At 51.0% G+C, this 25820-nt stretch carries 29 protein-coding genes; 1 reads left to right on the top strand and 28 read right to left on the bottom strand.

The window, feature by feature from the left end; all coding sequences use genetic code 11:
* Positions 1-39 precede the first annotated feature (39 nt).
* The 11 genes from scpB to spoIIAA all read right to left on the bottom strand — a co-directional run bounded on the left by scpB (position 40) and on the right by spoIIAA (position 7243).
* The gene (gene scpB / locus NZD86_RS11600; protein ID WP_268046721.1) at positions 40-612 is read right to left on the bottom strand and encodes an SMC-Scp complex subunit ScpB; all 573 of its coding nucleotides are present in this window, start codon (positions 610-612) and stop codon (positions 40-42) included.
* On the bottom strand, positions 578-1330 hold the full coding sequence (locus tag NZD86_RS11595; protein ID WP_268046720.1) for a segregation and condensation protein A: 753 nt from the start codon (positions 1328-1330) through the stop codon (positions 578-580). Before NZD86_RS11595 ends, scpB begins: the two co-directional genes overlap by 35 nt.
* Positions 1331-1356: 26 nt before the next feature.
* The gene (locus NZD86_RS11590) at positions 1357-1965 is read right to left on the bottom strand and encodes a site-2 protease family protein (protein ID WP_268046719.1); all 609 of its coding nucleotides are present in this window, start codon (positions 1963-1965) and stop codon (positions 1357-1359) included.
* Positions 1966-2012: 47 nt separating this feature from the next.
* Positions 2013-2696: a spermidine synthase gene (locus NZD86_RS11585; RefSeq protein ID WP_268046718.1), complete on the bottom strand. Its 684-nt coding sequence runs from the start codon at positions 2694-2696 to the stop codon at positions 2013-2015.
* 280 nt (positions 2697-2976) lie between these two features.
* Positions 2977-3627: a stage V sporulation protein AE gene (locus NZD86_RS11580; protein WP_268046717.1), complete on the bottom strand. Its 651-nt coding sequence runs from the start codon at positions 3625-3627 to the stop codon at positions 2977-2979.
* Positions 3628-3634: 7 nt separating this feature from the next.
* Entirely contained in the window at positions 3635-3997 is a 363-nt protein-coding gene (spoVAE, locus tag NZD86_RS11575) for a stage V sporulation protein AE (protein WP_268046716.1), read from the bottom strand.
* Between the two features lie 2 nt (positions 3998-3999).
* A complete protein-coding gene (gene spoVAD / locus NZD86_RS11570; RefSeq protein WP_268046714.1) occupies positions 4000-5019 on the bottom strand; it encodes a stage V sporulation protein AD in 1020 nt (339 codons plus the stop codon).
* Between the two features lie 15 nt (positions 5020-5034).
* Positions 5035-5490, bottom strand: coding sequence for a stage V sporulation protein AC (gene spoVAC / locus NZD86_RS11565; RefSeq protein WP_268046713.1), 456 nt, complete (start codon positions 5488-5490; stop codon positions 5035-5037).
* 171 nt (positions 5491-5661) lie between these two features.
* A complete protein-coding gene (sigF, locus tag NZD86_RS11560; RefSeq protein WP_268046712.1) occupies positions 5662-6417 on the bottom strand; it encodes an RNA polymerase sporulation sigma factor SigF in 756 nt (251 codons plus the stop codon).
* Between the two features lie 14 nt (positions 6418-6431).
* Entirely contained in the window at positions 6432-6866 is a 435-nt protein-coding gene (gene spoIIAB / locus NZD86_RS11555; RefSeq protein ID WP_268046853.1) for an anti-sigma F factor, read from the bottom strand.
* Between the two features lie 32 nt (positions 6867-6898).
* Positions 6899-7243 (bottom strand): anti-sigma F factor antagonist, encoded by a 345-nt coding sequence (gene spoIIAA, locus NZD86_RS11550; protein WP_268046711.1) that lies wholly within the window; start codon positions 7241-7243, stop codon positions 6899-6901.
* A 172-nt stretch (positions 7244-7415) separates the two neighbouring features.
* On the opposite strand from spoIIAA, the gene NZD86_RS11545 reads away from it, so the two are divergent.
* A complete protein-coding gene (locus NZD86_RS11545; RefSeq protein WP_268046710.1) occupies positions 7416-8711 on the top strand; it encodes a tetratricopeptide repeat protein in 1296 nt (431 codons plus the stop codon).
* Positions 8712-8801: 90 nt separating this feature from the next.
* Here NZD86_RS11545 and NZD86_RS11540 read toward each other — a convergent pair whose 3' ends face one another.
* The 17 genes from NZD86_RS11540 to moaC form a co-directional block, all read right to left on the bottom strand.
* Complete coding sequence (locus NZD86_RS11540) at positions 8802-9932, bottom strand: D-alanyl-D-alanine carboxypeptidase family protein (RefSeq protein ID WP_407655253.1); 1131 nt, start codon at positions 9930-9932, stop codon at positions 8802-8804.
* Between the two features lie 275 nt (positions 9933-10207).
* Entirely contained in the window at positions 10208-11386 is a 1179-nt protein-coding gene (locus NZD86_RS11535; RefSeq protein ID WP_268046708.1) for a phosphopentomutase, read from the bottom strand.
* 28 nt (positions 11387-11414) lie between these two features.
* The gene (gene xerD / locus NZD86_RS11530) at positions 11415-12302 is read right to left on the bottom strand and encodes a site-specific tyrosine recombinase XerD (RefSeq protein WP_268046707.1); all 888 of its coding nucleotides are present in this window, start codon (positions 12300-12302) and stop codon (positions 11415-11417) included.
* Positions 12303-12414: 112 nt separating this feature from the next.
* Positions 12415-12630: a hypothetical protein gene (locus NZD86_RS11525; protein ID WP_268046706.1), complete on the bottom strand. Its 216-nt coding sequence runs from the start codon at positions 12628-12630 to the stop codon at positions 12415-12417.
* Positions 12631-12648: 18 nt separating this feature from the next.
* Positions 12649-12981, bottom strand: coding sequence for an RNHCP domain-containing protein (locus tag NZD86_RS11520; protein ID WP_268046704.1), 333 nt, complete (start codon positions 12979-12981; stop codon positions 12649-12651).
* Positions 12982-12990: 9 nt separating this feature from the next.
* Positions 12991-13662, bottom strand: coding sequence for a stage II sporulation protein M (gene spoIIM, locus NZD86_RS11515; RefSeq protein WP_268046702.1), 672 nt, complete (start codon positions 13660-13662; stop codon positions 12991-12993).
* A gap of 61 nt (positions 13663-13723) precedes the next feature.
* Positions 13724-14887, bottom strand: a complete 1164-nt coding sequence (locus tag NZD86_RS11510) for an endonuclease Q family protein (RefSeq protein ID WP_268046701.1) — start codon at positions 14885-14887, stop codon at positions 13724-13726.
* Positions 14884-15414 carry an NUDIX hydrolase gene (locus NZD86_RS11505; protein WP_268046700.1) on the bottom strand — a complete coding sequence of 177 codons (531 nt, stop codon included), beginning with the start codon at positions 15412-15414 and terminating at the stop codon, positions 14884-14886. Before NZD86_RS11505 ends, NZD86_RS11510 begins: the two co-directional genes overlap by 4 nt.
* 7 nt (positions 15415-15421) lie before the next feature.
* Positions 15422-16696, bottom strand: coding sequence for an amino acid permease (locus NZD86_RS11500; protein WP_326492665.1), 1275 nt, complete (start codon positions 16694-16696; stop codon positions 15422-15424).
* A gap of 235 nt (positions 16697-16931) precedes the next feature.
* The gene (locus tag NZD86_RS11495) at positions 16932-18047 is read right to left on the bottom strand and encodes a M20/M25/M40 family metallo-hydrolase (protein WP_268046699.1); all 1116 of its coding nucleotides are present in this window, start codon (positions 18045-18047) and stop codon (positions 16932-16934) included.
* Between the two features lie 11 nt (positions 18048-18058).
* Complete coding sequence (locus NZD86_RS11490) at positions 18059-19603, bottom strand: acyl-CoA carboxylase subunit beta (RefSeq protein WP_268046698.1); 1545 nt, start codon at positions 19601-19603, stop codon at positions 18059-18061.
* A complete protein-coding gene (gene mce / locus NZD86_RS11485; RefSeq protein ID WP_268046697.1) occupies positions 19596-20441 on the bottom strand; it encodes a methylmalonyl-CoA epimerase in 846 nt (281 codons plus the stop codon). The genes NZD86_RS11490 and mce overlap by 8 nt, the downstream gene beginning before the upstream one ends.
* Before the next feature lie 13 nt (positions 20442-20454).
* Complete coding sequence (locus tag NZD86_RS11480) at positions 20455-22110, bottom strand: acyl-CoA mutase large subunit family protein (protein WP_268046696.1); 1656 nt, start codon at positions 22108-22110, stop codon at positions 20455-20457.
* A 56-nt stretch (positions 22111-22166) separates the two neighbouring features.
* Positions 22167-22844 carry a lipoyl(octanoyl) transferase LipB gene (gene lipB, locus NZD86_RS11475; RefSeq protein ID WP_268046695.1) on the bottom strand — a complete coding sequence of 226 codons (678 nt, stop codon included), beginning with the start codon at positions 22842-22844 and terminating at the stop codon, positions 22167-22169.
* Between the two features lie 12 nt (positions 22845-22856).
* Positions 22857-23852 (bottom strand): lipoyl synthase, encoded by a 996-nt coding sequence (gene lipA / locus NZD86_RS11470; RefSeq protein ID WP_268046694.1) that lies wholly within the window; start codon positions 23850-23852, stop codon positions 22857-22859.
* 125 nt (positions 23853-23977) lie between these two features.
* On the bottom strand, positions 23978-25066 hold the full coding sequence (locus tag NZD86_RS11465; protein ID WP_268046693.1) for a Leu/Phe/Val dehydrogenase: 1089 nt from the start codon (positions 25064-25066) through the stop codon (positions 23978-23980).
* Between the two features lie 218 nt (positions 25067-25284).
* On the bottom strand, positions 25285-25791 hold the full coding sequence (moaC, locus tag NZD86_RS11460; RefSeq protein ID WP_268046692.1) for a cyclic pyranopterin monophosphate synthase MoaC: 507 nt from the start codon (positions 25789-25791) through the stop codon (positions 25285-25287).
* Between the last annotated feature and the right edge of the window lie 29 nt (positions 25792-25820).

Raw genomic sequence — 25820 nt, 5'->3', positions numbered from 1 at the left:
GGTGACATTATGTGCCTCGGGCTACCGCGCTATGCACGGTCAGTCACGAGGCGTATCGGTTGGTAAGGTGAAGAGAGACACGTCCGTCTCTTCCGGTGGTGGGGGCAAAGGAGGTAACTCTGACAGGGATTTCAGACCAAAGTGACGAAGAAACAAATCGGTCGTGCCAAAGAGAATAGGTCTGCCGGGTGCATCTTGACGACCGACTTCACGAATCAGTTGCCGATGCACCAAGGTGCTCAATGCTCTATCTGAGCCCACTCCACGGATATCATCAATTTCTCCCCGTGTGATGGGTTGCTTGTAAGCGACAATCGCCAGAACTTCAAGCGCTGCCGCAGACAGATTGGTCTGCATTGGGGTTTGCGCCATACGCTTTAAATAAGGAGCATGCTCTTTACGCGTCATCATCTGCCACGTACCCGCAACTTCCTGAAGCGCGATCCCTGCCTCACGCTCGTCCAAATTTGCTTGTAACTGAAGACAGAGGCCCCGAGCGTCCGTTTCAGAACAACCGAGGATATGCGCTATTTCAGATGTCTGCAGCCCATCACTCCCAGCCGCAAACAAAATCGCCTCAACCGCTGCTAAGAGGGGCATCGTCGTACTCACTCTCTCCAATCCAAATCAGTTCAAGCGGCCCGAACGGTTCATTCTGAACGCAGGCCAACAGTCTATCCTTTACCAACTCAAGAATCGCCAAGAAAGCAGTCACTAGCATGTGACGATTATTTACGAAATCAACCAGATGGACAAACTCGATCCGTCGGTACCGCTGTAAACGCCGCGTCAGCTCCTCCATCAAGTCCTCAACCCGCTCAACATGCCCGCGAATTTCCGCAACACGCTCCGTTTGGGGCATACGTTGATATAGCTTCCTGAATGAATCCACGAGACTCCATAACGTTACACCGGTAAGTTCAGGCGTCTCTTTACTCTTATACGGCGTTAAATCCATGGGCATGCGAGAATACACTTGTGCTTGTTCGGTCGCCAATGCGGAAAGTTCCTGTGCCGCCATTTTACATCGCTGATACTCGATCAGTTGCTCAACGAGCGGTGCACGCGGATCTTCTTCCGGGTCCTCTTGGTTGACCCGGGTCCTCGGCAACAGCATACGAGATTTGATGGCTAGGAGCGTGGCGGCCATGACGACGAACTCGCTGGCTACATCGAGAGACCACTCTTCCATCTCCCTTAGATATCCCAAATATTGATCCGTGATCTCAGCAATGGGAATGTCGTAGATGTCAACTTCATTTTTTCGTATGAGATGCATGAGCAGATCAAGCGGACCTTCAAATTGAGCAAGTCTCACTTCGTAAGACACGGACTTTCACGCTTCTCTCATCAAATTCATAAAAACCACGAGAGGATCCACTGATCCAAGGAGTACGTGATGGGTCCGAATACCCAACTGTAGAACTGCGGAATGATAAACAAAAATAGTAGAATAAACGGTCCGTATACGTCTAGCTTACTGAACGTCACGGCTTGCTTGTACGGGAGCATATGCCGTAAAATTTGGGATCCATCCAAGGGCGGGATCGGGATGATGTTTAGAACAAACAACGATACATTTACGATAGCAATGTTTTGGAGCAACGCAGACGCCACATAGGACGATTGTGTAAGCACCGCAGCCAAATTCGCTAGGATAGCAATGATCAAATTCGATCCGGGCCCTGCAGCCACGGCCAATATCATCGACAGCCGAGGTTTCCGAAAGTTATTCATATTGATAGGTACTGGCCGTGCCCATCCAATACTTGCGATGACAATCATAATAATGCCCAGTAAGTCCAAGTGAGCCAATGGATTGAGCGTTAGACGCCCATTTAACCGAGCTGTTTTATCCCCCTGTACGTCTGCCACAAATGCATGTGCAAACTCATGCACAACCAAACTGAATAGTACAATGAAAATAGTTAGTATGTATGAAGGCGATGACAATTTGGCAAACAACGCGGGACCTCCCGATTCTCATGTGTGACCATTATATCATGGCTACCCTACAGCTTGCGCAACCGAATTGGCCACCAAACATGTTCAAGGACAGACAGTGAGGGAGCACGTCCGAGTCGGCCTTGGAATCTCTCAAACAAACTGTTGTCATTGGACAGGATAACCAGATGGTTCTGATCACTAAACGGTAGCCCGACAGGCAAATCCAGTACCGTTGAAAATCGTTCCTTGGCGGCCTTGGTGAATCTTCCTTTCGCCCTACTGCGCATGCTTTGTCCAATAATGTTGTAGACTGCCACGCCGCCATCTGTGAGACGCCCGAGCAGTGCGTCAAGAACATATGGCTCCAATGCCGGCTGATAAATACTTGTTGGCATATAGGCATCAATGAAAATAAGGTCGTATCGGATGGAACGATTTGTGCGAATAAAGGCGAATCCATCGCCAACCCAATAATCGGCCCGATGGTGGTTTGGAGCCTGAAAGTAGTGAATCGCAACCTCCAGAACTCTTTCGTCGATTTCGATCCCTGACAAAGCAGCATTGGGATGCTCTGTCAAGACCGAATGCATGGCGGTGCCGGTGCCAACCCCAATTGATAGAAAATACTCCACCTTTGGTAGGGCGTAGGCCAAGGCACGAAATGCCCGCTGATAAGGAAAAACCGGCCGGTCTGGCCGAGTTGCATCAAGTGCCCCTTGCCAGCCGCCCCGTTTACCAAAGCGCATCATCCGAAGATCGTTTTTTTCAACTACTTCGATTCGCGAATGTATTGTTCCCTGTTCAGAGTAAATCGTGGGTATGGCGGTTCATTCCCATCTCCATGTGCGTGATTCCTCTAGTATACATCACATGGAATCGATCTCAGTCATGCGACTGCCGAAGCGGGATTCCTTTGCCACATACGGGAGAAAAATGGCCATATTGGCCGAACAACGCCCATGAAGGACTGGAACATACCAAAGTAGCGGAACAATCGCGGCAAAAACATAAGAAAACTCACCATTCTGGTCACCTCCGCGTGTTTCTCTCTTCACGGTATGCGAGAGACGCGCCATCGTTGTGGGCGAACAGATGTTGATGTTGGGTGGATAGCAAGATCCATTCTATAGCGGCTGTGGTGATCGGTGCTCCACGCTCTGGAGCGTCATGTCCATGCATTTTACCGATGTCACCTATCCCAACGATGAGAGGCGGGTCAAGGCGTCTCAGAATGTCCACAGTATCCCCACTGACAATATATGAGTTCTGAGGTACACCGTCTTTATCGACGGCCGTTTCCACCCGCCTCCCCCTTGCGTCGATGCTAAAATCAATCGCGACCCCTTCCACGGCACACGTGTTTGAGGCGACCGCAAGTGCCGCGATCACGCGCACGTCCGGATGGTGAACGAGAACGCTGAGTGCTTGTTCACCACCGGATTCATTTCCATCGCCATTGTCATCCATCATGACAATAACGGGATCGTACGGGGCCTGACGCACATAATTGACAATCTCGACACCCGACAAAGGCGTTGGGTTACCAGCACTGAGTGAGATGATTCTGCACCCTGTTCGTTTTGCTGCAATCCGTAACGCACGTAACGCCATATGATCTCCGTCGGTGACCAAAATTACACGTCTTGGTTCGCCATCGTCGAGTCGTCTGTGCTCGTCCACAAGGGTTTCACCCCTTCGGCTTTGCGACGACCGCTGCTAAGAAAGCAAAGACGATGGCCGCCGAAATGCCCGCACTAGTGACTTCAAAAATTCCCGTAATAATACCCACGAGCCCGTGCAAGTGCGCCTCCTGCATAGCACCGTGAACGAGTGAGTTCCCGAAGCTGGTAATTGGCACAGTCGCCCCTGCCCCAGCAAACTTAATCAGCGGATCGTAAAGTCCAAGCCCGTCGAGAATAGCCCCGGCCACAACCAGCATGGCCATGATATGCCCGGGCGTGAGTTTCGAGAGATCGAGAATAATTTGTCCAATGGCGCAAATGCCGCCGCCGACGACAAACGCCCAAATAAAAGTGGTCCATGTTGGCATCCTCATACACCGTCCTTTCGTTCAAAGGCGATTGCATGCGAAATACTGGGAATGGAATCATGCTGTTGAGAGCTAACTGACGACAATAGCGCTCCCGTCGCACTGACTAGAATCCGGTTCCACGTTCCATCCAGAAGTTTTTTGAACAGGTGACCAAAAGTAACAATCGTACAACAAGCGCCTCCACTTCCACCCGAAAAAACCTCGCTTTGTGACGGATCGTACACGAGCATTCCACAGTCGGTTAGGTTACTTGTCTCATGAACGCCCTTTTCCTTGAGAAGTTCCTTTAGCAATTCGTGTCCCACTCGTCCGAGGTCGCCTGTTGCAATACAGTCATAGTCGCCGAATGACCTACCTGTATCGCGCATATGGGCAAGCAGTGTGTCAGCAGCGGCTGGGGCCATTGCGGCACCCATTTCCCACGGACTCGTGACGCCGTAATCAAGCACCTGGCCGATTGTCGCGTGAGTGATCTGAATCGGGCTTTTCGTGTCCGACAAAATGGCGGCACCTGAACCAGTGACCGTTCGCTGCGCCGTTGGGGGCTTTTGCGCTCCATATTCAGTGGGATACCGGAACTGCCGCTCTGCCGTACTCGTGTGACTTGAAGTGCCCACTAGAGCACGATGTGCGTGCCCCGTATGCACCATAAGTCCGGCCAGAGCCAATGCTTGACAGATGGTTGCACATGCACTGTAGACGCCCAAGGACGGAACCAAGTACGGTCGCAAACCGAGATAGAAGCCCATTAATTGGGCGTTTAAATCCCCACCCATCACTACGTCCAATTGGTCGGCGGTAAGATTTGCGTTTTCTAGGGCTAATTGAGCAGCCTGGCCGAACAATCGCTGTTCTGAATGTTCCCATGTATCCCCGTCGATTCGATCATTTTGCAGACGAACATCGAAGTCCTTTCCGAGTGGACCTTCGCCCTCCAGTTGACCCGCAACGGTCCCGATCCCTTGGACATACACTCCATTTGTTGTAAAGTCCCATGTTTGACGCCCTAACTTACTCATGCATGAACCTCCAACTTATAAATGTGTCACAATATAGCGAATGAGCGCTACGAAAAATGCACTGACAACACCGTAGACGATAACGGGGCCTGCGATTTTGAAGATATTGCCCCCGATTCCAGTGATCCAACCTTCACTGCGGTGCTCCATGGCGGCTGAGGCCATGGTATTTGCAAATCCGGTCACTGGAACTGCTGAACCCGCACCAGCCCACTGTGCGAAGCGGTCATAAATACCCAGTGCTGTAAAAACGACAGAGAGAAAAATCATGGCTGCGACTGTCGGATTCCCTGCATCCGTCTGACTGAAATGACCGAAACGAATAAACAGCGTCTGTACAATTTGCCCAAGTTCGCAAACGAGTCCTCCGACGATAAATGCACGGATGGTGTTCGCAATAATGGTTCGGGCCGGTCGATGTTGTTTGACGAGTTGCTGATACTTGTCACGATCCGCCTTGGTCACTGACATATGTTCATTCCTCCAACGATCTCCATGGTCTTGGTGTAGTGTGCCCAAGCGCACACTCCCTAATCGAGCTGGAAGCAACCGTCACTTAAAAACGGAAAAAAGACCGCTGTCATGAAGCAGCGGTCTTGTCGGAAATGACTAACATGAAATTGTGGACAACCCGTTTTGACGTTATTCAAGTTGTTCTTTTATTTGTTGTAGAATCCGCTTCTCAAGACGCGAAACTTGAACTTGTGAAATACCAAGAACTCGGGCGACATCGCTTTGTGTCTTGTCTTTGAAAAACCGCATGTAAACGATGTAGCGTTCGCGCTCCGGCAAGCGGCCAATAATCTCGTGGAGTTCAATTTTATCAAAGCGGCCCTGGGTATCGTCATCGGCGATTTGATCCATTAAGTAAATTGGATCTCCGTCGTTTTCGTATACCGTCTCGTGAATGGAAGCGGGTGCCCGCAGGGCTTCTTGAGCAAATACAATTTCAGACGGCTCCATACCCATGGCTTCAGCAAGTTCCGTAATATGTGGCTGCCGGCCCAGACGTTTTGCCAAATCGTCTCTGACGTGGCGGATCTGTTTCGCCGTTTCCTTTAGACTACGACTGACCTTGACAGTACTATCATCACGAAGAAAGCGTTGAATTTCCCCGATGATCATCGGCACGGCATAGGTTGAAAATTTCACGTCGTAGGCAAGGTCGAATTTATCGACTGCTTTCATCAGCCCAATGCAGCCAATTTGGAACAAGTCGTCTGCCTCGTAACCTCGCCCGAGAAAACGCTGAACAACGGCCCACACCAGTCGTTGATTGTGTATGACCAGTTTGTCACGTGCATCCGTATTGCCGTGATGGCTTGATTCAATTAATGAACGGACTTCGTCGTCCGTCAACTTCTGATTCTTCGCGGAAGTCTCTTTTGCATAATCCATCCGAGAGACCCCCATCACATGAGATTTGGTTCTGCACCGAATGTTTTGACCATCGTTACACGAGTGCCTTGTCCTAAGGTGGAATCGACTTCCAGCATGTCTACAAAGCTCTCCATGATGGTCATCCCCATGCCGGAGCGCTCCAACTCAGGACGGGATGTGTACAGCGGTTGACGCGCTTCTTCGATGTCGGGAATCCCGACACCCGCATCTTCAATGACAATCCTCACCGTTCTGTCAAACAGCGCACACTCGACTCGAACTTCGCCCTCCCTGTCCTCGTAACCGTGGATGATGGCGTTGGTTACGGCCTCAGATACTGCAGTTTTCAGTTCAGTGAGCTCTTCGACAGTTGGGTCCAGTTGGGCGACGAACGAGGCCACTGCAACACGGGCGAGTGACTCATTTTCGGAGCGGCTTGGAAACTGCAACCGCAAATAGTTGTCCACTTGTACTTGACTAGCAACTCGTTCCACGTAATTCACGCTCCCCTAACGGCTTGCACTGCGACATCTTCCGCCTCGTACACAGGCAGCACCTTCAGTAGCCCGGACATCTCAAACAGTTTTTTCAGTGACGGTCCAACTTCACAAAGAGCCATCTGGCCACCGTGTTGCGACACTGTTCGAAGTCTACCCAAAATCAACCCCAGTCCAGAACTGTCCATGAAATCAATATTCCTAAAAGACATAACAAGTCCTTGATAGTGTGATTGAGCCAACTGCGTTTCAATCTCTGAACGCATTTTCTCCACTGCGTGATGGTCCAATTCACCCTGGAGACTGATCACGAGTACTCCATGCTCAAAACGTGACTTGACTGACACCGTTGTTATCTCCTTTCACCTACGGCTCTTGGCTGATTCAATTATCCCTCTGTGCAAGCAAATCCTGCTCACCTACAAAACTAGAAGTATTTCTACCAAATTCGACAAGTGAGCCATTCCCAATTTCGTTAAAAACATAGTAGAATAAAGGAAAAATGTTGGGGGCCTCGCCATGGAGACACTGGGCAATAAAATTCGCACTCTTCGAAGAAAACAAAAGTTGACACAACACGGCTTGGCTGACGGCATCGTCACAGCCAGCATGATCAGCCAGATTGAATCGGATCGAGCCACACCCTCTCCCGCACTGCTCGCTCATATAGCAAGTAAACTGAATGTTGACCCAAACTATTTCGAAACAGATTTGATTGATAAGTCCGATGAATTGCAAAATTATCGAATAGCCCGTCATTATATCGACTCCGGTCGGTATGAAGAGGCTATAACACTCCTTAAAACATTGTCATGGCCACTTTCACCGCAATTTAAACCTGACGTCGTTTATAGCGAGATGGCGAACTGCTATCTGAAACTAGGAAACTTAGAAGAAGCCTGTCGTATGTATGAATGCATCGTTCAAGTCGGCTATGAGCGCAATGACGTCGCGACGAGTGTTCACGGATATTACCATGCAGGCAATACCATTCGGCGGCTTGGTCGACTTCGTGTAGCTCGAATGTATTGGCAGCGAGCCATTGATTTGTTGCAGCAGCACGAAGATATCTACATGCCCATTGGTCTTAAGATACAATCCAATCTTGGGCGGACGTACCTCGATGAAGGAAATTGGCTCATGGCGCGCCAATCTTACGAGGCTGCTATTTCCATGTCCAGTCGCTACGGCGGAGATCTGGATTTGGCGAAAACCTATCAAGGATTGGCACTGGCCTGCATGAAGCTCAAGGATTTTGAAATGGCTCTAACGTATAATAATCGCGCGATCGCGGCACATGTAGCTGCGGATAATCCAAAGGGTTCACTGAAATGCAGGATCAATCGAGGCGTCATTTTCCGGTATGCGGGCAAGTATGAGGAGGCTCTGCGCAACTACGAGGGACTGCGTCCTCTTATTTCAGACAAAGATGATTCACTATTTCCTGCCCTAACACATGAGTACGCGATGTTGGCGTACGTATCCGGCGACTACGAGACAGCCATGCGCGAATCGGCCGTCGTGCTAGCAAGAACGAAAGTTGAGCCCCAAGCTGAGGCTGAACTCCGCCTCCTTCGGGCACAAATTCATTTGGCATCGGGAGCGCTCGAGTTGACGCGAAACGAAATTGAAGTCGGTCGACGACATCTCGATCCCACCCGTCCTACACCACTCTGGATTGAATATAACAATATTCAACGACAGTGTTGGCTTCAAATGGGGCTTGAGCAAAACGTCGTTGCTGAATGTATAGCTGAAGTTGAGAAAATATTCACCATAGGCAACACGAGAGCAAGCACGACCATTTCCGCGTAAATAAGAATTATCTGCAAAATGCATGGCCGCTCGACACGAAAGTGAGATTCTGTCGATCAACGTCGAGCGGCATGGAACTGTGTACCGCAGTTATTCGGCCTTTCCAAACGTAACAATCTTCTTAATTGTCTTTCCAAACCCTTGAAAAACATTTGTTTTCTTAACTTCATCCCTCGCCAGTAGAGGAACTCTGGAAACCATGTCCCCATTTACGAAGACTTTCATTTCACCAACTTGCACGCCCTTTAGGACTGGTGCTTTCACCGGATTGAGCGTGATTTCCGTCTTATACGTACTCTTATTTCCACGCTCTGCGACAAAGCCGACTGGTTCGGCGGTGATGGCTGCCACATTGTCCTTGACGCCCTTAATCACCTTCGCCTTCGCCACAACATGGCCTTTTGGATAAAGGAGCTTGGACGTATAGTGACTAAATGCCCAGTTAAGCATTCCTGTCACTTCGGCATTTCTCACCTTTGGTCTCGGTTCACCCATGACAACTGCAATAACACGAAAACCCTCTTTTTTGGCCGTTGCGGACAAACAGTATTTCGCCTCTTGCGTGAACCCAGTCTTCAGTCCGTCAACACCATCGTAAAAGCGCACGAGTTTGTTCGTATTAACTAACCATAACGGACGGTCCGTATTCTTTCTTAAATAATCACTGTAAACGGATGTAAACCGTGTGATCTCCGGATGAACCAAGAGCGCCCTTGACATTATGGCGATATCGTGTGCGCTCGAGTAGTGACTCTGGGCAGGTAGTCCGTTGCAATTTGAGAAGTGCGTATGATTCATTCCCAATTCTTTTGCCCTTTTGTTCATTCTGGTAACAAATGCTTCTTCACTGCCATCCAAATGTTCGGCCATTGCGACGCACGCGTCATTTGCTGAGGCGATGGCTATCCCTTTTAGCATGTCTGTCACTGACATGGTCTCACCAGGCTCGAGGAAGATTTGCGATCCACCCATACTCGCCGCATGTTCACTCGTTTTGATCTGATCTGTCCATTTTAGTCGACCTTCGTCAATCGCTTCCATCGTCAAGAGCATGGTCATGATTTTCGTAATACTCGCCATTGGAAGTTCTTCGGCCGCATCCTTCGAATAAAGAACCTTTCCTGTCGCGGCATCCATAATGACTGCGGATCGAGCCTCCTTTGCGATCTCGACAGAACCCTCCGTTGTCGTTTTGACACCAGTATTCGAGATGACAGGCATAGAGGTCGCGAAATGCTGTGCGACCACGGAAGAATTCGACGCGTAGGCCGAGTGAATCGAGAAGATGTTCGCCCCGAGAACGCACACGCTCGCGACGGCAGTTGCCTGAATGACACGTTGCCAACCCCGCATGAGGCACCCTCCTATTTCCACCAATATAGGTGCAGAATTCGAGGTTATTGTGCGCATACGCACCCGAAAATATAAAAAGAGAAGAGCACGCGAGGTTGCTCTTCTCGTATATTGCGTTCGGCCAATTGGCATCTGAACCGTTATTAGCCGATCTGATTCAGGAAGCTCTCCCCGGCTCTTGGGTTTCTGACGTGAAAATAGTCTGCAACCGTCGCACCGAGATCAGCAAACGTCCCCCGGGTTCCCAGATCAACGGCCTGGGTCATCGTTGGACGATAGATGAGCAAAGGCACAAATTCGCGAGTGTGGTCAGTACCTGGAGTCGTAGGGTCACAGCCGTGATCGGCTGTGATGCAGAGCACGTCCGTATCCTTGAGTTTTCCAAGCAGTTCACCGAGTTGTGCATCGAACGTTTCGATGGCGCGAGCGAACCCAACGGGATCGTTTCGGTGTCCGTACTTTGAGTCAAAATCGACCAAATTGGCATAGAGAAGCCCGCTGTCGGTTGAGTCCATGTACTTCATGAGCACGTTCATGCCGTCCGTATTATCGTGTGTATGCACGGCCTCCGTAATGCCGGAACCGCCGTAAATATCCCCGATTTTCCCGATCCCGATGACGTCCACATCTGAATCCTGCAACGAATTCAAGACCGTGTCACCGAAGGTCAGCGAAAAGTCACGCCGGCGATCAGTCCGCTCGAAATGCCCTTTCGATCCGGTGAAGGGTCGTGCAATGACCCGACCCACTGCATGTTCCCCCGTCAGAATAGACCGTGCATACTCACACCACTCGTACAGTGTTTCAACGGGCACAACATCCTCGTGCGCGGCAATTTGAAAGACGCTGTCCGCGGAAGTGTAGACGATGGGCCGCCCCGTTCGAAGATGCTCATCTCCGTATTCCTCAATTACCACGGTGCCAGAGGCCGGTTTATTGGCCAAAACAGGCTTTCCCACGTGCGCTTCAAACGGCTCAATGATCTCTTTCGGAAATCCATGCGGGTAAGTCGGCATCGGTTTGTCCAAGATGACGCCGACAAACTCCCAGTGTCCATTCGTCGTGTCCTTGCCACTTGACTGTTCTTGCATTTTTCCGTAGCCGCCGATGGCATGACTCGAATCGACCCCGTCGATTTGATCGATGCGACTGAGCCCCAGGCGGCCTAAATTTGGTGCATCCAAACCATGTACTACAGCCGCTACATGCTTGAATGTATTACTGTTTACATCATCTTCACCGTAGGCATGGGCGTCTGGAGCTGCACCGATACCGCAACTGTCCAGCACAATCCAAATCCACCGTTTCTGTTTTGCATCCAAAGATTGGTCCCCCTATAACTATGTAGTCTTATGAGCGCGGATGAGCAGAGGCGTATATCTCTTTTAATCGCCCTTTTGTCACATGCGTATAAATTTGCGTCGTCGAGATGTCTGCGTGGCCCAACATCTCTTGTACCGCCCGGAGATCTGCCCCGCGCTCCAGTAGATGTGTAGCAAACGAGTGTCGAAGGGTGTGTGGCGTAATATCTTTTACGATTCCTGCCTCTCGGGCATATTTTTTCATAATTTTCCAGAATCCTTGTCGGGACATTTGTGTCCCGTGGTGATTGAGAAAAATGGCGTCGGAGGCCTTTGAGCTGACAAATACGGGCCGTGCCAGCTCCAGATAGGAATGCATCGCCTGCAAGGCATATTCGCCGATAGGTATAATTCTCTCCTTGCCGCCTTTCCCCATACACCGAAGGAATCCCCCGGATAGGTGGACGTCACCGCAATTTAACGAGACCAGTTCACTGACTCGTATACCTGTCGCATAAAGCAATTCAAGCATGGCGTAATCCCGCAATCCCGAAGAGGACGATTTGTCCGGCGCACGTAAAAGACGTTCAACTTCCTCTGGAGTCAGAACGCGAGGTAATCGCTTTTCAATTTTCGGTGTTTCAACATGTAACGTCGGATCGCGAAGAATAACCTCTTCGCGAACAAGAAAATGAAAAAACGAGCGTATACTCGCCAAATTGCGCGATATGGTCGAGTTGGCCCGCCCAAGGTCGTGCAAGTGACCGAGAAACGCTCCGATATGATGTTGTTCCACATCACGCGGGACAACATGTCCACGCTTTTTTAAAAAAGCCTGGAACGTATGTAAATCTCGTTCGTAGGATTCCAACGTGTTTTTCGATAACCCTCGTTCAACTGCTAAATATTCTACAAAACGCCGAATCCATTCATCCATCGCGAAACTCCTTTGACCAATCCGTCTCCCAAAAATCATCTTGTACGTTATTCAACGCCCGGGATGAAAGTCCTCCCTCCATTCGACAAGATGTGACGGTATCCGACCGTGGCTAGTTCCCGAACCGAATATCGTCAAGCAACTGTTGCCACCAGGAAGCCGAACTGGGAAAGTAATGGTGCGTTACGACGGAAACGTACGGGGGTGTCGGAGATTGAGGAGGGGGGGATGATCGAAAATACGTCTCAACATGCAATAAGAAGAACATGATAAAGGCAATGGACACCGTGATCAACATGGTTCGAACGAAGGATAGAAACTGTGACATGACACCTCGCCTCCCTCTTCAATCTCTTGGATGTGCCATCAGATCGAGAATCGCTTCTTGGTTGTCAGGCTGGACTTGCACATCGGTTTGAACGACATTGCGAGAAATGTGTCCGCATGATTGACAGCGGTGAACTAACTGGTACCCCTTTTTCGTGTGATATTCGACTCGAATGGGTACCATGAGTCCGCTGCAATTTGCGGCCCTGTCCCCGGGCATGATGTCCAAATGAACTGAATGTAAACAATTGGGACAGTGATTCCGACAGCTACGCTGACTTGGCTCAACTTCGTTTCCACAGTTCACGCAAGTAAAAGATTCGTTTCGACGTGTGAACGTCCGCAAGGCCATATCTCTCCCTCAAACAAGTAAAGTTGTTAAGATATGTGGCACGACAAAAGACTGAATAAACGCGCCCAACATGAGTGCTCCCCCACAGAGGATGAACGTACCTGTATACTGTAAAAATCGAACGGTTAATCGTGGAATGGGCAACGTTTGTTGCAGAATTTGCTGTGAAAATCGGATCGCAGTGACTGCTGCAATAAATAGGGCTAAGAAAGTCACCAGTTGATGCAAAAAGATGCCAATTCCTGCAAGAGCAAAACCTCTCCATCCAAATTGCAACGTGGTGTAGCCAATGGCGAAGCCGACCGTAAATGCGCGTAAAAAAATCGTCGCAATGACGAAAGGTATGCCAATCACAGAGACCCCAAACAACCATATGAGTCCCAATGTTTGTGCGTCCGTGATCAGTCGCTCAGACCATAACTCACTACCTGATGCAAGCTGATGTTGCTTGATGGCGGCGAATAAATGTTGTAAGGCATTCCCCAGTACCAGTCTGTCCGTTTCGCCAAGCTGACCCGCAACAATGGCACCAAAAACCAGTCCACACAGTGTGACGCCGGACAGGAATGTCCACAGGTGCATATGGCGTGTCACTCGCGTTTGAAGAATTTTACCAAAGTTCCTCCAAGGGATAGTCTGGATCGACGAATTTACGAATACTGCTGCGACTCGAGGCTTCAATGGTTGTCCCTCCTAAGGAATGATCTCAAGACTACTCTATGAGACAATCCCGTCGGATAGACTACATCACGAGCTTGCCGTACGTACCCGCACCACCTACCTGCCACGTAAAATCCCCTTGAAGTGCGCGAGCAACAATTTGACCCATGTGCTCACCTAGGACATCCGTAAGCTGACTATGCGTGGCCCGCTGCCGAACCGCCAGCTCTGTACCAAACGCTGCCATCAGTTTCTGGTAACCTCGAGGACCAAGCCCCGGAATGTCGCGAAGCGGCACGTGATGAATATAGGGCGGACGATGTTTTGGATGAACGGCGGCGGCGAGATCAGATATTTCCTCAAGCCGATCCCATACACCGTACACATGCCCTTTATCATTTCCGCACAGACATGTGTCATCCGCACTGGAAACCACCGTATCGCAGTGTCGACAGCGAGTTCGATAATACTTCCCTTGTTGCGGATGTAAGCCGTAGTTCGCCTCGACGCGACGACCATTGACTGAATGCAGCACCGCTCGGACCTCGTTAAAGGAGGGCCTTTTCATGCTGATTCGGTTATATTCCCTGGCAATGTTATCCAGACCGTGAGCATCCGAATTTGTGATAAAAGTGAAATTCGCAAGTTCGCTCAGCCGATCCGCCATCAACGTATCAGCCGACAGTCCTAACTCAAGGGCATCCACAAGCGCAGGATCGAGAAAATCTTCAATTCGGCTCACACAGCGACCCAAAATACCTTTGAACGGTGTAAATGCGTGATGGATGACAAACAAACCACCCCTGGTGTGCGTCTCCTCAAGCAGCGTCGCCGCGTCCGTTCGAGCACGTTGCGATGACAACGACGTGTTTTTTTGGACTGTTTGCAGCCAAGTATTAAAATCGGATGCACTTTCGACATCTGGGAACCAACATCCAAAATGAGCGGCTCCGCCGTGGGGACCGGCAAGCTCAATTTCGGATCCGAGAATGACCAGGAGGCGATCCCGATACATCAAGCCGCCGCCGTTAACCGGTATCAAATCTCCCTGATCCATTTTCTGCTTAACCTCAGTCAATACATTGTCACACACACCATCAATGACGGTGACCACGTCCAGCCCCTTTACAAAGGCGGAGTGATACAGCAGATTATCCAACGTTAGTTTCGAGCCAGCTGCTATTTTGACAGGTTTCCCGAGAGATCGTCCGATGTGAACATGAAAATCCGCATGATAGCTGTTCACCGGTTTCGCCCACACCACCACAGTAGGGCCACAAGCGTTTTTGCATCCTCGATACCGCCCATTTGCAACATGCGATCTATTTCCTGGCGGTTGAACAGTCTCGTCTCCACGAACTCATCCTCGTCTAGGTGAATCTCTCCCTCTTTCAGTTCCGACGCGTAGTAGACATGTAATTTTTCATTCGCAAATCCTGGACTCGTGTAGAACGTAAACAGCCGCTCCATGCGCTCGGCCGAAAATCCCGTTTCCTCCGACAACTCACGTTTGGCAGCGGCGTCCGGGTCTTCGTTCGGTTCAAGCTTGCCTGCAGGAATTTCCCAAAGTTCCGTCTCACAGGCCTTGCGGAACTGTTTCACAAGAATGACGCGGTCTGGTTCCGGCTCGGCTAAAACGGCCACAGCTCCGGGATGAACGATCACTTCACGTGTACTCGTTCGCCCATTTGGCAATTTAACCGTCAATTTACTTAACTTTACAACACGACCGCTGAAAATTTCTTCCTCTTCCAAGGTTTGTTCTTCGTACAACGTGTGCTCACTCCTTGTCCGTCAGGGCATTGGTTGCGGCCGGAGACGTTTTGAACTTACGAGTAAAGAAATAGCAAGCGGTGATGACTATCGCCATACCAACGCAGACATAAAAGCCAAGGCGATCCACCCTGTCTGTTAAGGCATAAAAGGCCAGAAAGACAATCGCTGCCATGGTCAGATACGTCGATACGGGATGACCAAAAGCCAGCCACGATATGTGCTTGTTTCGATTCTTGCGACGCCAAACGAGAAACGTTGTCAGCATAATAAACCAGTTAAAGAATGTAAAGAAACTGGAAGCACTCACGAGGAAATTATACACGGTTGAAGGCAAAATGTACGATAGGCCGATAAAGATGGCGAGTCCAATGGCAGTAAAAACAAGCGCACCGTAGGGAATTTCCCGCCTCTTACTCGTTCGTGTTGAAAACCTGGGTGCTTCTCCACTGTGTCCAAGACTTGCAAGAATCTGACACGAGGAGAAAACCGCACCAGCCATAACACTGAACGCAGCTATCAAAATTACGCCATTGAGGATATCCGCAAGGGTCCTCATATGTGCATGCTGCAGTGCTTGAACAAACGGGCTGATTTGCGTGCTCGCTTGGCTCCACGGCAGAACGAGCAGCAGGCTGCCGATGGCGAGGATGTAGAGAACGGTTAACCCCAGGCTTGTCGCCATGCCGCCGACATCGAGTTTCCTTGGATGTTTCAATTCAATGGCCGCCGTAGCAAACACACCAATTCCTGCATAAGCGAAAATGACAATCAGCATCGACTGAAACAGGCCACCCACTCCATGTGGAAAGAACCCGTGACCCCCACTTGAGGTAGTGAATCCAACCGAACCAACCGTATGTGGATGAACGCCGAATATCATCAGCGCTACAACGACAATAAACCCTATTAATGCCGCGATTTTCACGACGCTCATGAAGGACTCGACCATGCCAAAATTCTTTACACCGAAACAGTTAATGAGCAGAATCAGTGCGGCGAAACTGGAGGAAAAAACCCAGACAGGTACGGAGGGAAGCCAAACACGGACAAAAATAGCAGACGCTACTGCCTCACTCGAGATGGTCAGAATGCTCGTGAGATAGTACGTCCATCCTTGCATGTAGCCTAAAAAGCGGCCTGTATACATATCTGCATAGACTTTAAACGCGCCTTCGACAGGATGATCAAGCGCAACTGTATTTAATGCACCAATTACCTGGGACGTAATGAGCCCGCCGATGAGAAAGGCGAGGAGCACACTCGGCCCTGCTGTACGGATGGGAGAACCTGCACCGAGAAAAAAACCTGCGCCAATGATTCCACCGATTCCAACTAAGACGAGCTACCTGTCGACATCGTCCCCTTCGCCTCTTCAGGCACATGCGTCGCCATCGTCTTTTGTCGAGGTGTGGTGTGTTGTTGCCGCGCTTTTTGCATAAAAAATACCCCCTGAAATCAGTTCAGGAGGTATTATTCTTATAAGTCGTATGCGATATACAGCTTTTCCTATTTGTTCAATCATGAGGCAGCATACAGAATTGAACAGCCACTCTGGCAGCGCTCACGATATTCTCGATTTTGATATGCTCGTTTGTCGAATGAATATCCTCGTAACCCAGACCGATATTCAGAATAGGGATACCGAGGGATTGAATGACATTTGCGTCACTGCCGCCGCCCACTTTGACCGGATTCGGAACAAATCCAGCCTGCTCTAGTGATTTCTCGATTCGTTTTCGCAAAGGGGCGTCGCTGGGAAATTCAAACCCCTCGTACATGACTTGGTGCCGGAACTCGACACCTGCCCCAGCTTCATTCGCTGCATTCGTAAAGGCGTTTTCCACTTGCCGAACCATGTCCGCCATCTTCTCAGGGTTTCGACTGCGTGCCTCGCCAATTATGGTCACCCTGTCCGCGACGACGTTGGTTGGCCCCTCGCCCACAAAACTGCCAATATTGACAGTTGTCTCTTCATCAATGCGTCCGTGCGGCATCGCTGCCACGGCATGTGCGGCCACTTTAATTGCACTTATCCCTTTTTCCGGTGCCACGCCGGCGTGCGCCCTAACACCTGTCACTGTGGCCTCAAACTTTACCTGGCCCGGCCCGGCAATTGCGATGGTGCCCAAGTCCCCTCCTGAATCAAGAGACAACCCAAACTCAGCATCCAACTGATCTGCTTTTAACTGTTTCGCACCCTGGAGACCAATCTCTTCCGCGATGGTAAATAAAACTTGAATTTGTCCATGCGGCAACCCGCTCTGTGTAATTTCCTTGAGGGCCGTCAAGATTGCCGTGACACCCGCTTTATCATCCGCTCCCAACACCGTTGTTCCGTCGCTCCACACAACCCCGTTCTCATCGACGCGCGGTTTCACTCCGGTACCGGGACGGACCGTATCCATGTGTGCAGCGAGCAATACCTTCGGTAAATTAGCTTGGCCTGCAAGGGTGGCGATAAGATTTCCCGTCTGACCGCCCAGAGTGGCACCTGCATTGTCAGCCTGAACATGAAACCCTAGGGCGATGACCTCATTCCGGAGACGCTCGGCCATCTTCCCCTCTTCTAAAGAGTGGCTGTCGATTTGTACAAGAGATAGAAACAGTTCACGAACTTCATTGATGTCCATGCCCAAACCTCCTAGAGCGGAATATTCCCATGTTTGCGCATCGGGCGTTCTTCCTGCTTGTTCTGTAGCATTTTAAACACTTCGGCGAGTTTCACTCGGGTATCGCGCGGATCGATCACGTCGTCGACCATGCCAGCTCCGGCAGCCACGTACGGCGTTGCCACCTCTTCGCGATATGCTTGGATTTTCTCTTGCAACGCAGCAGCTGGATCATCGCTGCTGGAGATCTCTTTATGGTAAATGATGCTTGCCGCACCCTCCGGACCCATCACCGCAATTTCCGAGCTTGGCCACGCGAAGACCATGTCTGCACCAATGGCTCTGCTGTTCATGGCCACATAGGCACCTCCGTACGCCTTGCGCAGGATTACGGTGATTTTCGGCACCGTAGCTTCCGCGTACGCGTATAGAATCTTGGCGCCGTGGCGAATAATGCCGCCGTGTTCCTGCTTAACACCAGGGATAAAGCCAGTGACGTCCTCAAGTGTAAGAAGCGGAATGTTGAATGCGTCACAAAAACGAATAAAGCGGGCTATTTTGTCCGACGAGTCAATATCGAGTCCACCCGCCATGAATTTGGGCTGGTTTGCGACGATACCGATGACCTCTCCAGCCAAGCGACCAAAGCCAACGACTGCGTTGCGGGCAAACAATGGTTGAACTTCGAAAAAACTATCTTCATCGACGAGCAGGGCAATGACGTCTTTGACGTCGTACACCTTTGTTCCATCCTGTGGCACGACCTCTCGCAGCCGATCATCCGGCAGGAGCTCGCCAGAAAATGAACGAACCGGTGGACGTTCCCGGCTCGATGACGGAATGTATTCAAGCAATTTACGAACTTGCTGTAACGCTTCCTCTTCCGAAGCAGCCGTGAAATGAGCAACGCCACTCTTAGCTTGCTGAACTCGTGCTCCACCGAGCGCCTCAGACCCGATCACTTCACCCGTAACCGTTTGAATGACCTTCGGTCCAGTGATGAACATCTGACTTGTCCCTTCAACCATGACGACGAAGTCGGTCAGTGCCGGTGAATATACAGCCCCACCTGCGCACGGTCCCATGATCACGGAAATTTGGGGCACAACACCGGAGTACACGGCATTTCGATAAAAAACGTGACCGTAGCCATCCAGGGACACGACGCCCTCCTGAATCCGGGCACCACCCGAGTCGCACAGGCCGATGACAGGCGCACCGGTTTTCGCAGCGTGGTCCATCACGTTCGCAATTTTCTCAGCGTGTACTTCACCAAGTGCACCGCCGTATACCGTAAAATCCTGTGCAAAGACGAACACAGTACGACCGTCAACCGTTCCGTATCCAGTGACCACGCCCTCTCCAGGTGCATCGACCTGATCCAGCCCCGGATATTTGCTCCGCGTGGCAGCGAACGTTCCGAGTTCGCGAAAGCTACCGGGATCGAGCAATTGATCAATTCGCTCCCGGGCCGTTCCCTTACCCTTGTCGTGCTGCGCAAGAATTCGCTTATCCCCGCCGCCCAGTTCCACTTTCCGACGCCTGTCTTGCAACTGGTAAATGGGATTCTCATTCATGTTCGACACCTTCTTCAGAGAGACGTTGGCAGTATTCCGTTAAAACCCCGCCAGTAGACTTTGGGTGCAAAAAGGCAACTTGTTTCCCACCGGCACCTTGGCGTGGCGATTCGTCGATGAGTCGAAGTCCCTTCGCCTTTGCACTCGCCAAGGCAGCGTGAATATCACGTACCGCAAACGCAAGATGATGAAGGCCAGGGCCACGCTTGTCTAAGAACTTGGCAACGGAACTATCTTCGTTCAAAGGCGATAAAAGTTCAAGATGAGTGCTGCCTGCGGACAGAAAGGCAACTTGCACGCCCTGATCCTGAACCGTCTCGATCCGCTCCAGTTTTAACCCGAATGCACGCTCGTACAATTGGATTGACTCTTCCAGGTTATGGACTGCGATCCCGACGTGATCGAGCGCGTCAACATCTTCATTGCCCGCATCCGCCAAGTCGCTCAGCTTGACGTGGGCGCGAATGTAGGCCGCCATGTCCTTGACGGTCGAACCGGGTGTAAAAATCTCGGCAACACCATTCTGCTTTAGTTCGTTGATATCCGCCTGGGGAATGACACCGCCACCAATGAGTAAAATGTCTTCCGCCCCAGCTTCGCGCAAACCGCGAACGACCTCTGGGAAGAGCGTCATGTGTGCGCCAGACAAACTGGACAGGCCTACACAGGCGACGTCTTCCTCAATCGCTGTCGCGACAATTTGTGCAGGTGTCTGCCGCAAACCGGTGTAGATGACCTCCATTCCCTCATCTCGGAGACCTTGTGCGACCACAAGTGCTCCCCTGTCATGTCCATCCAGTCCAGGTTTCGCAATCAATACACGAATCGGATGCTCCATCGATTGTACCTCCTTAGAACACCTGTGCGCGATACTCGCCGAACTCCGCGCGCATTGCGTCACAGATTTCTCCCGTCGTCGCGTGCGCCCTAACTGCCTTCACGATAAGCGGCATCAGGTTGGTGTCGCCTGTCGCCGCCTGCCGCAGTTCAGCAAGCGCTGCGTCACAGTCAGCCTGCGACCTCGACGCTCTCCACGCCGCAAGTCGCTCTGCTTGGTCTTTCGCAATGGAGGGATCCACCCGGAGCAATTCCGGCTCTTCCTCCTCCTCACTGCGGTACCGATTGACCCCAACGACGATTTCGTCACCACGTTCAATGGCTTGCTGCGTCTGATACGCCGCTTGATGGATTTCACGCTGCATGTAGCCCTGTTCGATGGCATCGACTGCACCGCCAAGTTCATCGACCTTATCGATGTACTGCCATGCCCGTCGCTCGATCTCGTCCGTCAGTGATTCCACATAGTAACTGCCCCCGAGCGGATCGATGGTATCTGCCACACCGCTCTCGTGGGCAATGATCTGCTGAGTGCGCAAAGCAATGCGTGCGGACTCTTCCGTTGGCAATGCAAGGGCCTCATCGCGGCTGTTTGTATGCAAACTCTGCGTACCACCGAGCACCGCTGCGAGCGCTTGCATGGTGACGCGGACAATATTGTTATCCGGTTGTTGCGCCGTGAGTGTACTGCCTCCCGTCTGCGTGTGAAACCGCAATTGCTGGGATTTCGGGTTTTTCGCTCCAAACCGATCCTTCATAATTCTCGCCCACATTCTCCGCGCCGCACGAAACTTTGCAACTTCTTCGAAAAAGTTGTTGTGTGCGTTGAAGAAGAATGAAAGGCGTGGCGCAAAATCATCCACATTCAGACCCTTTTGTACGGCCGCATCGACGTACGCGATGGCATTCGCGAGCGTGAAGGCGATTTCCTGGACAGCCGTTGAACCAGCTTCACGAATATGATAGCCGCTGATGGAAATCGTGTTCCACTTGGGCACCTCAGCTTTACAAAAGGCGAAAATGTCCGTGATGATTCTCATCGATGCACGTGGCGGGTAAATATACGTTCCCCGTGCAACATACTCTTTCAAAATGTCATTCTGAATCGTGCCGCGAACGCGATCCCATGCGACGCCTTGTTCTTCGGCAACGACTAAATACATGGCTAACAAGACAGACGCAGGGGCGTTAATCGTCATGGAAGTACTCACTTGGTCCAATCGAATGTCGTTGAACAATGTGCGCATATCTTCGAGAGACGAAATAGAGACGCCGACCTTTCCGACTTCACCTTGAGCAAATAGATGGTCGGCGTCGTATCCAATTTGCGTCGGGAGATCGAACGCGACGGACAGTCCTGTTTGCCCTTGTTCAAGCAGGTAGCGAAACCGCTCGTTTGTAGCTTGCGCAGTTCCAAACCCAGCATATTGCCGCATTGTCCAAAACCGGCCACGATACATCGTCGGCTGAATACCTCGCGTAAACGGGTACTCACCCGGATAACCAATTTGTTCGTCATAGTCTTGCAATGAAATGGAATCATGCGGCGTATAAAGCCGATTGATACCCATATAAGAAGCGTTGACAAAAGACTCCTTGCGTTCCGGCTGCTTACCTAGGCTTGTCGCAACGGCCTGCTCCCACGCATCCTTCGCTGAGTGGTTCTCCATGCCTTCTCGTTCCCCCTACACTAGAGGGGCACACCAATTCAGTGTGCCCTCCTCGTTCATTCATCAGGATGACTAGCGAACGACTGAAACACGTCAAGGAACGCTGTCTTGAGCCGTTCTTTCCAATCGCTCATTTGGCCGGGCTCACCGAGCTCCTGTTCAACGGATGTCACGCCCTTGTCTTGGATGCCACATGGTACGATTGTCTGAAAATCAGACAAATTCGTATTCACATTCAGTGCGATTCCGTGATACGTGACAAATTCTCCGCTTTGGCGCTTTTTAACCCGCGCACCGACAGCGCAAATCTTGGCATCCTTCACCCATACACCAGGGTATTCACCGAGACGCGTCGCAGTAATGCCAACCGGTTCTAGCGCACGGATAACACTTTCCTCCAGATTGCGAACATACGCTTTTACATCATTATCCCACGGGTTTAAGTGCAGTATGGGGTAAACGACCAATTGGCCAGGTCCGTGATAGGTGACGTCGCCCCCCCTATCGACCTCGCGCACAGTAAACCCTCGCTCAGCGAGAAATGATTCGCTCACAACAATATTATCCGTTGTTCCATTTCGACCAATCGTGATAGTCCGAGGATGCTCAACAAAAAAGACAGTCTGGCGGTCATCTTCTTCTCGAAGGAGTGCTGACGCGCGGTCCAGCTGTTTGGTCAGCGCATCATCGTAATCCATGCGGCCGAGATCGACAAATTCGATGGCAGTCCCCATGATTTGCCCCCCTTACGCGTGTTCAACGGAGGCCGTTGCGGCGTCTTGAAGGTAGGTGGCGCGCTCCGCGTCGGACAGCGACTGCAACGGTGTTCCGTCAGCTCGCAGTACCTGCTCATGTGCGTGGTACGAGCTTCGAACCATGGGACCGGACTCGACATGTGCGAAGCCACGGCTCAAACCTTCACCCCGCATTTTGAGGAACTCCGTAGGTGTATAGAATTTTTCAACGAGCAAATGCTTTTCCGACGGTTGCAAATATTGGCCAACGGTTAGGATATCCACGTTCACCGCTCTCAGGTCATCCATGGTCTCGAGGACTTCTTCCACACTCTCTCCAAGTCCGACCATGATACTGGACTTAGTCCGCACGTCCGGACGCATCTCTTTCGCGCGACGCAGGAGTTCGAGGGTGCGGTCATACTTCGCCCGAGATCTAACCCGATCCGACAAACGACGTACGGTCTCCACGTTATGGTTGAGAATATCCGGAGACGCGTCCATGACAACTTTTAGTGCGTCCCAGTTCCCCGCGAAATCTGGTATTAAAACTTCCACGCCGCAGTTTGGCACGCGTTTGCGAATTTCGCGAATGGTGGCCGCGAAAACAGAGGCACCCCCATCGGCCAAATCGTCGCGCGCGACGCTCGTCACGACGACGTGCTGAAGATCCATGGCGACTACGGCATCGGCTACACGCTTCGGTTCCCGGAGATCAAGCTCCGTGGGGCGTCCCGTATTCACGGCACAGAACCGACATGCTCGCGTACAGATGTCCCCCAGGATCATAAAGGTCGCCGTCCGTTGCTCCCAACATTCAAAAATGTTCGGGCACTGTGCTTCCTCACAAACCGTATGTAACGACTGTGTACGCATAATATCTTTGAGAGTTTTATAATTTGTCCCTGTCTTGGCCGTGATCTTCAACCACTCTGGACGGGACATTTTTTGCTCCTGCATAATCCGCGCTTTCTCAGCTTGCTTCGCTTGCAACTTTGACTCTGTCATCCACACATCATCCTAAAAGTAAAATTGGGCATGCCCACGCGGATGCGGTGACCCCACCAGTATTGTACAAGAGACTTTGCATAAGAACAAAGTAAGGTGGCTTGCGACAAGCCACCTTGTGTCATTTACCGATGCAGTGACTTCTCATGCAACAAATAGTTGCTGCGTACGCTTTGCATCTGAGCTATGCGCTGTTCGGCGATGTGATCAGCAGCGAGATAACTCGGGAGATTCTTTTCCCGGGAGACGTCGAAAATATTGCCGATAATGGAATAAATGCCGTTTACTTTCGCTCTGGCCCGCTCAACATTGTACCCTTCTAGTTCGTCCGCGACATTCATCAGGCCACCGGCGTTGATGACATAGTCTGGGGCGTATGCGATACCGCGTCCATGAAGCAAGTCCCCGTGCCTGTCTTCAGCTAACTGATTGTTCGCTGAGCCTGCAACAGCTTTACACCGAAGACGATCCACTGTCTCATCGTTGATCACGGCCCCAAGCGCACAGGGGGCAAAAATGTCGCAATCTACTTCAAAAATCTCTTTGACACTCACTGCCTTTGCGCCTAACTCCTCAACTGCATAGCGCACGGAGTCATCGTTGATGTCGGCGACGATGAGTTGTCCCCCCGCGTCGACCACGTGACGAGCCAGTTGCATCCCAACGCTGCCGAGTCCCTGAATGGCAACGCGTTTGCCGGCGAGATCATCACTGCCAAAGGCCGCCTTCGCCGTGGCCTGCATTCCACGAAACACGCCAAAGGCTGTCATAGGAGATGGATTGCCGCTCGATCCGTATGCCTGGGAAATGCCGGTGACGTAATCGGTCTCCGTGTGAATCATATCCATATCGTGTACGTTCGTACCGACGTCCTCGGCTGTGATGTAACGGCCATTTAGGCTCTGAATGTATCTTCCTAAAGAACGGAACAGCGCTTCGCTTTTGTCTGTCTTGGGATTACCCATGATGACCGTTTTGCCGCCCCCAAGGTTCAGCCCGGCCACCGCAGCTTTGTACGTCATGCCGCGCGCAAGACGGAGTGCGTCCAAGATGGCATCGTCTTCCCGCGCATACGTCCACATACGGCATCCACCCAGTGCCGGCCCCAGCGTTGTATCGTGAATTGCAATGATGGCCTTTAAGCCAGAGGCCTCATCGTGGCAAAACACCAATTGTTCATAATCATATTTACCCAGGTATGAAAAGATCTCCATGACGAATCCCCCTATGTGCAACCAGTTCAAATTGAAGTCCCTGAAACTGTACGAGAAAAATAAAAAGAACGATAGCCTGCATGTGAGCAAAGTAAACATGGATAGTGAACGTTTTATGAACGGAATACGCAAGCGCTTTCATAGGCTGTTGCGCCGAAACGCTCTGCGTCCCGACACCCATGATATACGCTTATTTTTATCTTGCCAAGGCCATTGCATTAAGTCGAAATTGCCTGAAATACGCCACTTTTCCCGCCTGCTTTATAAACGAGGCGTGTGTCTGTAATTTCCATTCCACGATCAATAGCCTTACACATATCGTAAACCGTCAAGGCAGCTACACTGCACGCCGTGAGAGCTTCCATTTCAACCCCGGTTTGATAGGACGTCTCCACATGGCATTCAATATGTAAACGGGATATATCGCTACCTTCTTCTTGCGATTGAAACGTGAGTGTTAAAGAGACATGATGAAGAGGGACGTGATGACACAGGGGTATCAGTTCTGAAGTCTTCTTCGCAGCCATGATTCCGGCGAGTTGCGCGACGGCCAGGACATCGCCCTTCTTAATCGCCTGTTGTACAATAGATTCGCGAGTGGTAGCTTTCATTTTAACGGTGGTCTCTGCTATGGCAGTTCGCTTGGTCGTGTCCTTACCTGTTACATTGACCATGACGGGACGCCCGTCTTCTGTGAAATGTGTAAAATGCTGTTCAGTTGACATTGCTTTGACCTCCCTGGTTCAAGTGATGC

The sequence above is a fragment of the Alicyclobacillus dauci genome (genome assembly GCF_026651605.1).
Taxonomy (GTDB): Bacteria; Bacillota; Bacilli; order Alicyclobacillales; family Alicyclobacillaceae; genus Alicyclobacillus; species Alicyclobacillus dauci.
This window is presented reverse-complemented; position numbering and strand designations above follow the sequence as displayed.

Excerpts from the sequence above, each read along its gene's own strand:
- spoVAE (WP_268046716.1), bottom strand. The coding sequence starts at position 3,997 with ATGCCAACATGGACCACTTTTATTTGGGCGTTTGTCGTCGGCGGCGGC.
- NZD86_RS11545 (WP_268046710.1), top strand. The coding sequence starts at position 7,416 with ATGGAGACACTGGGCAATAAAATTCGCACTCTTCGAAGAAAACAAAAG.
- mce (WP_268046697.1), bottom strand. The coding sequence starts at position 20,441 with ATGGAGCATCCGATTCGTGTATTGATTGCGAAACCTGGACTGGATGGA.
- xerD (WP_268046707.1), bottom strand. The coding sequence starts at position 12,302 with ATGGATGAATGGATTCGGCGTTTTGTAGAATATTTAGCAGTTGAACGA.
- NZD86_RS11585 (WP_268046718.1), bottom strand. The coding sequence starts at position 2,696 with ATGATGCGCTTTGGTAAACGGGGCGGCTGGCAAGGGGCACTTGATGCA.
- NZD86_RS11480 (WP_268046696.1), bottom strand. The coding sequence starts at position 22,110 with ATGGAGAACCACTCAGCGAAGGATGCGTGGGAGCAGGCCGTTGCGACA.
- sigF (WP_268046712.1), bottom strand. The coding sequence starts at position 6,417 with ATGGATTATGCAAAAGAGACTTCCGCGAAGAATCAGAAGTTGACGGAC.
- NZD86_RS11525 (WP_268046706.1), bottom strand. The coding sequence starts at position 12,630 with ATGTCACAGTTTCTATCCTTCGTTCGAACCATGTTGATCACGGTGTCC.
- lipB (WP_268046695.1), bottom strand. The coding sequence starts at position 22,844 with ATGGGGACTGCCATCGAATTTGTCGATCTCGGCCGCATGGATTACGAT.
- NZD86_RS11465 (WP_268046693.1), bottom strand. The coding sequence starts at position 25,066 with ATGGAGATCTTTTCATACCTGGGTAAATATGATTATGAACAATTGGTG.
- lipA (WP_268046694.1), bottom strand. The coding sequence starts at position 23,852 with ATGACAGAGTCAAAGTTGCAAGCGAAGCAAGCTGAGAAAGCGCGGATT.
- spoVAC (WP_268046713.1), bottom strand. The coding sequence starts at position 5,490 with ATGTCAGTGACCAAGGCGGATCGTGACAAGTATCAGCAACTCGTCAAA.
- NZD86_RS11520 (WP_268046704.1), bottom strand. The coding sequence starts at position 12,981 with ATGGCCTTGCGGACGTTCACACGTCGAAACGAATCTTTTACTTGCGTG.
- NZD86_RS11540 (WP_407655253.1), bottom strand. The coding sequence starts at position 9,932 with ATGCCTGTCATCTCGAATACTGGTGTCAAAACGACAACGGAGGGTTCT.
- NZD86_RS11495 (WP_268046699.1), bottom strand. The coding sequence starts at position 18,047 with ATGGACATCAATGAAGTTCGTGAACTGTTTCTATCTCTTGTACAAATC.
- spoVAD (WP_268046714.1), bottom strand. The coding sequence starts at position 5,019 with ATGAGTAAGTTAGGGCGTCAAACATGGGACTTTACAACAAATGGAGTG.
- moaC (WP_268046692.1), bottom strand. The coding sequence starts at position 25,791 with ATGTCAACTGAACAGCATTTTACACATTTCACAGAAGACGGGCGTCCC.
- NZD86_RS11490 (WP_268046698.1), bottom strand. The coding sequence starts at position 19,603 with ATGAATGAGAATCCCATTTACCAGTTGCAAGACAGGCGTCGGAAAGTG.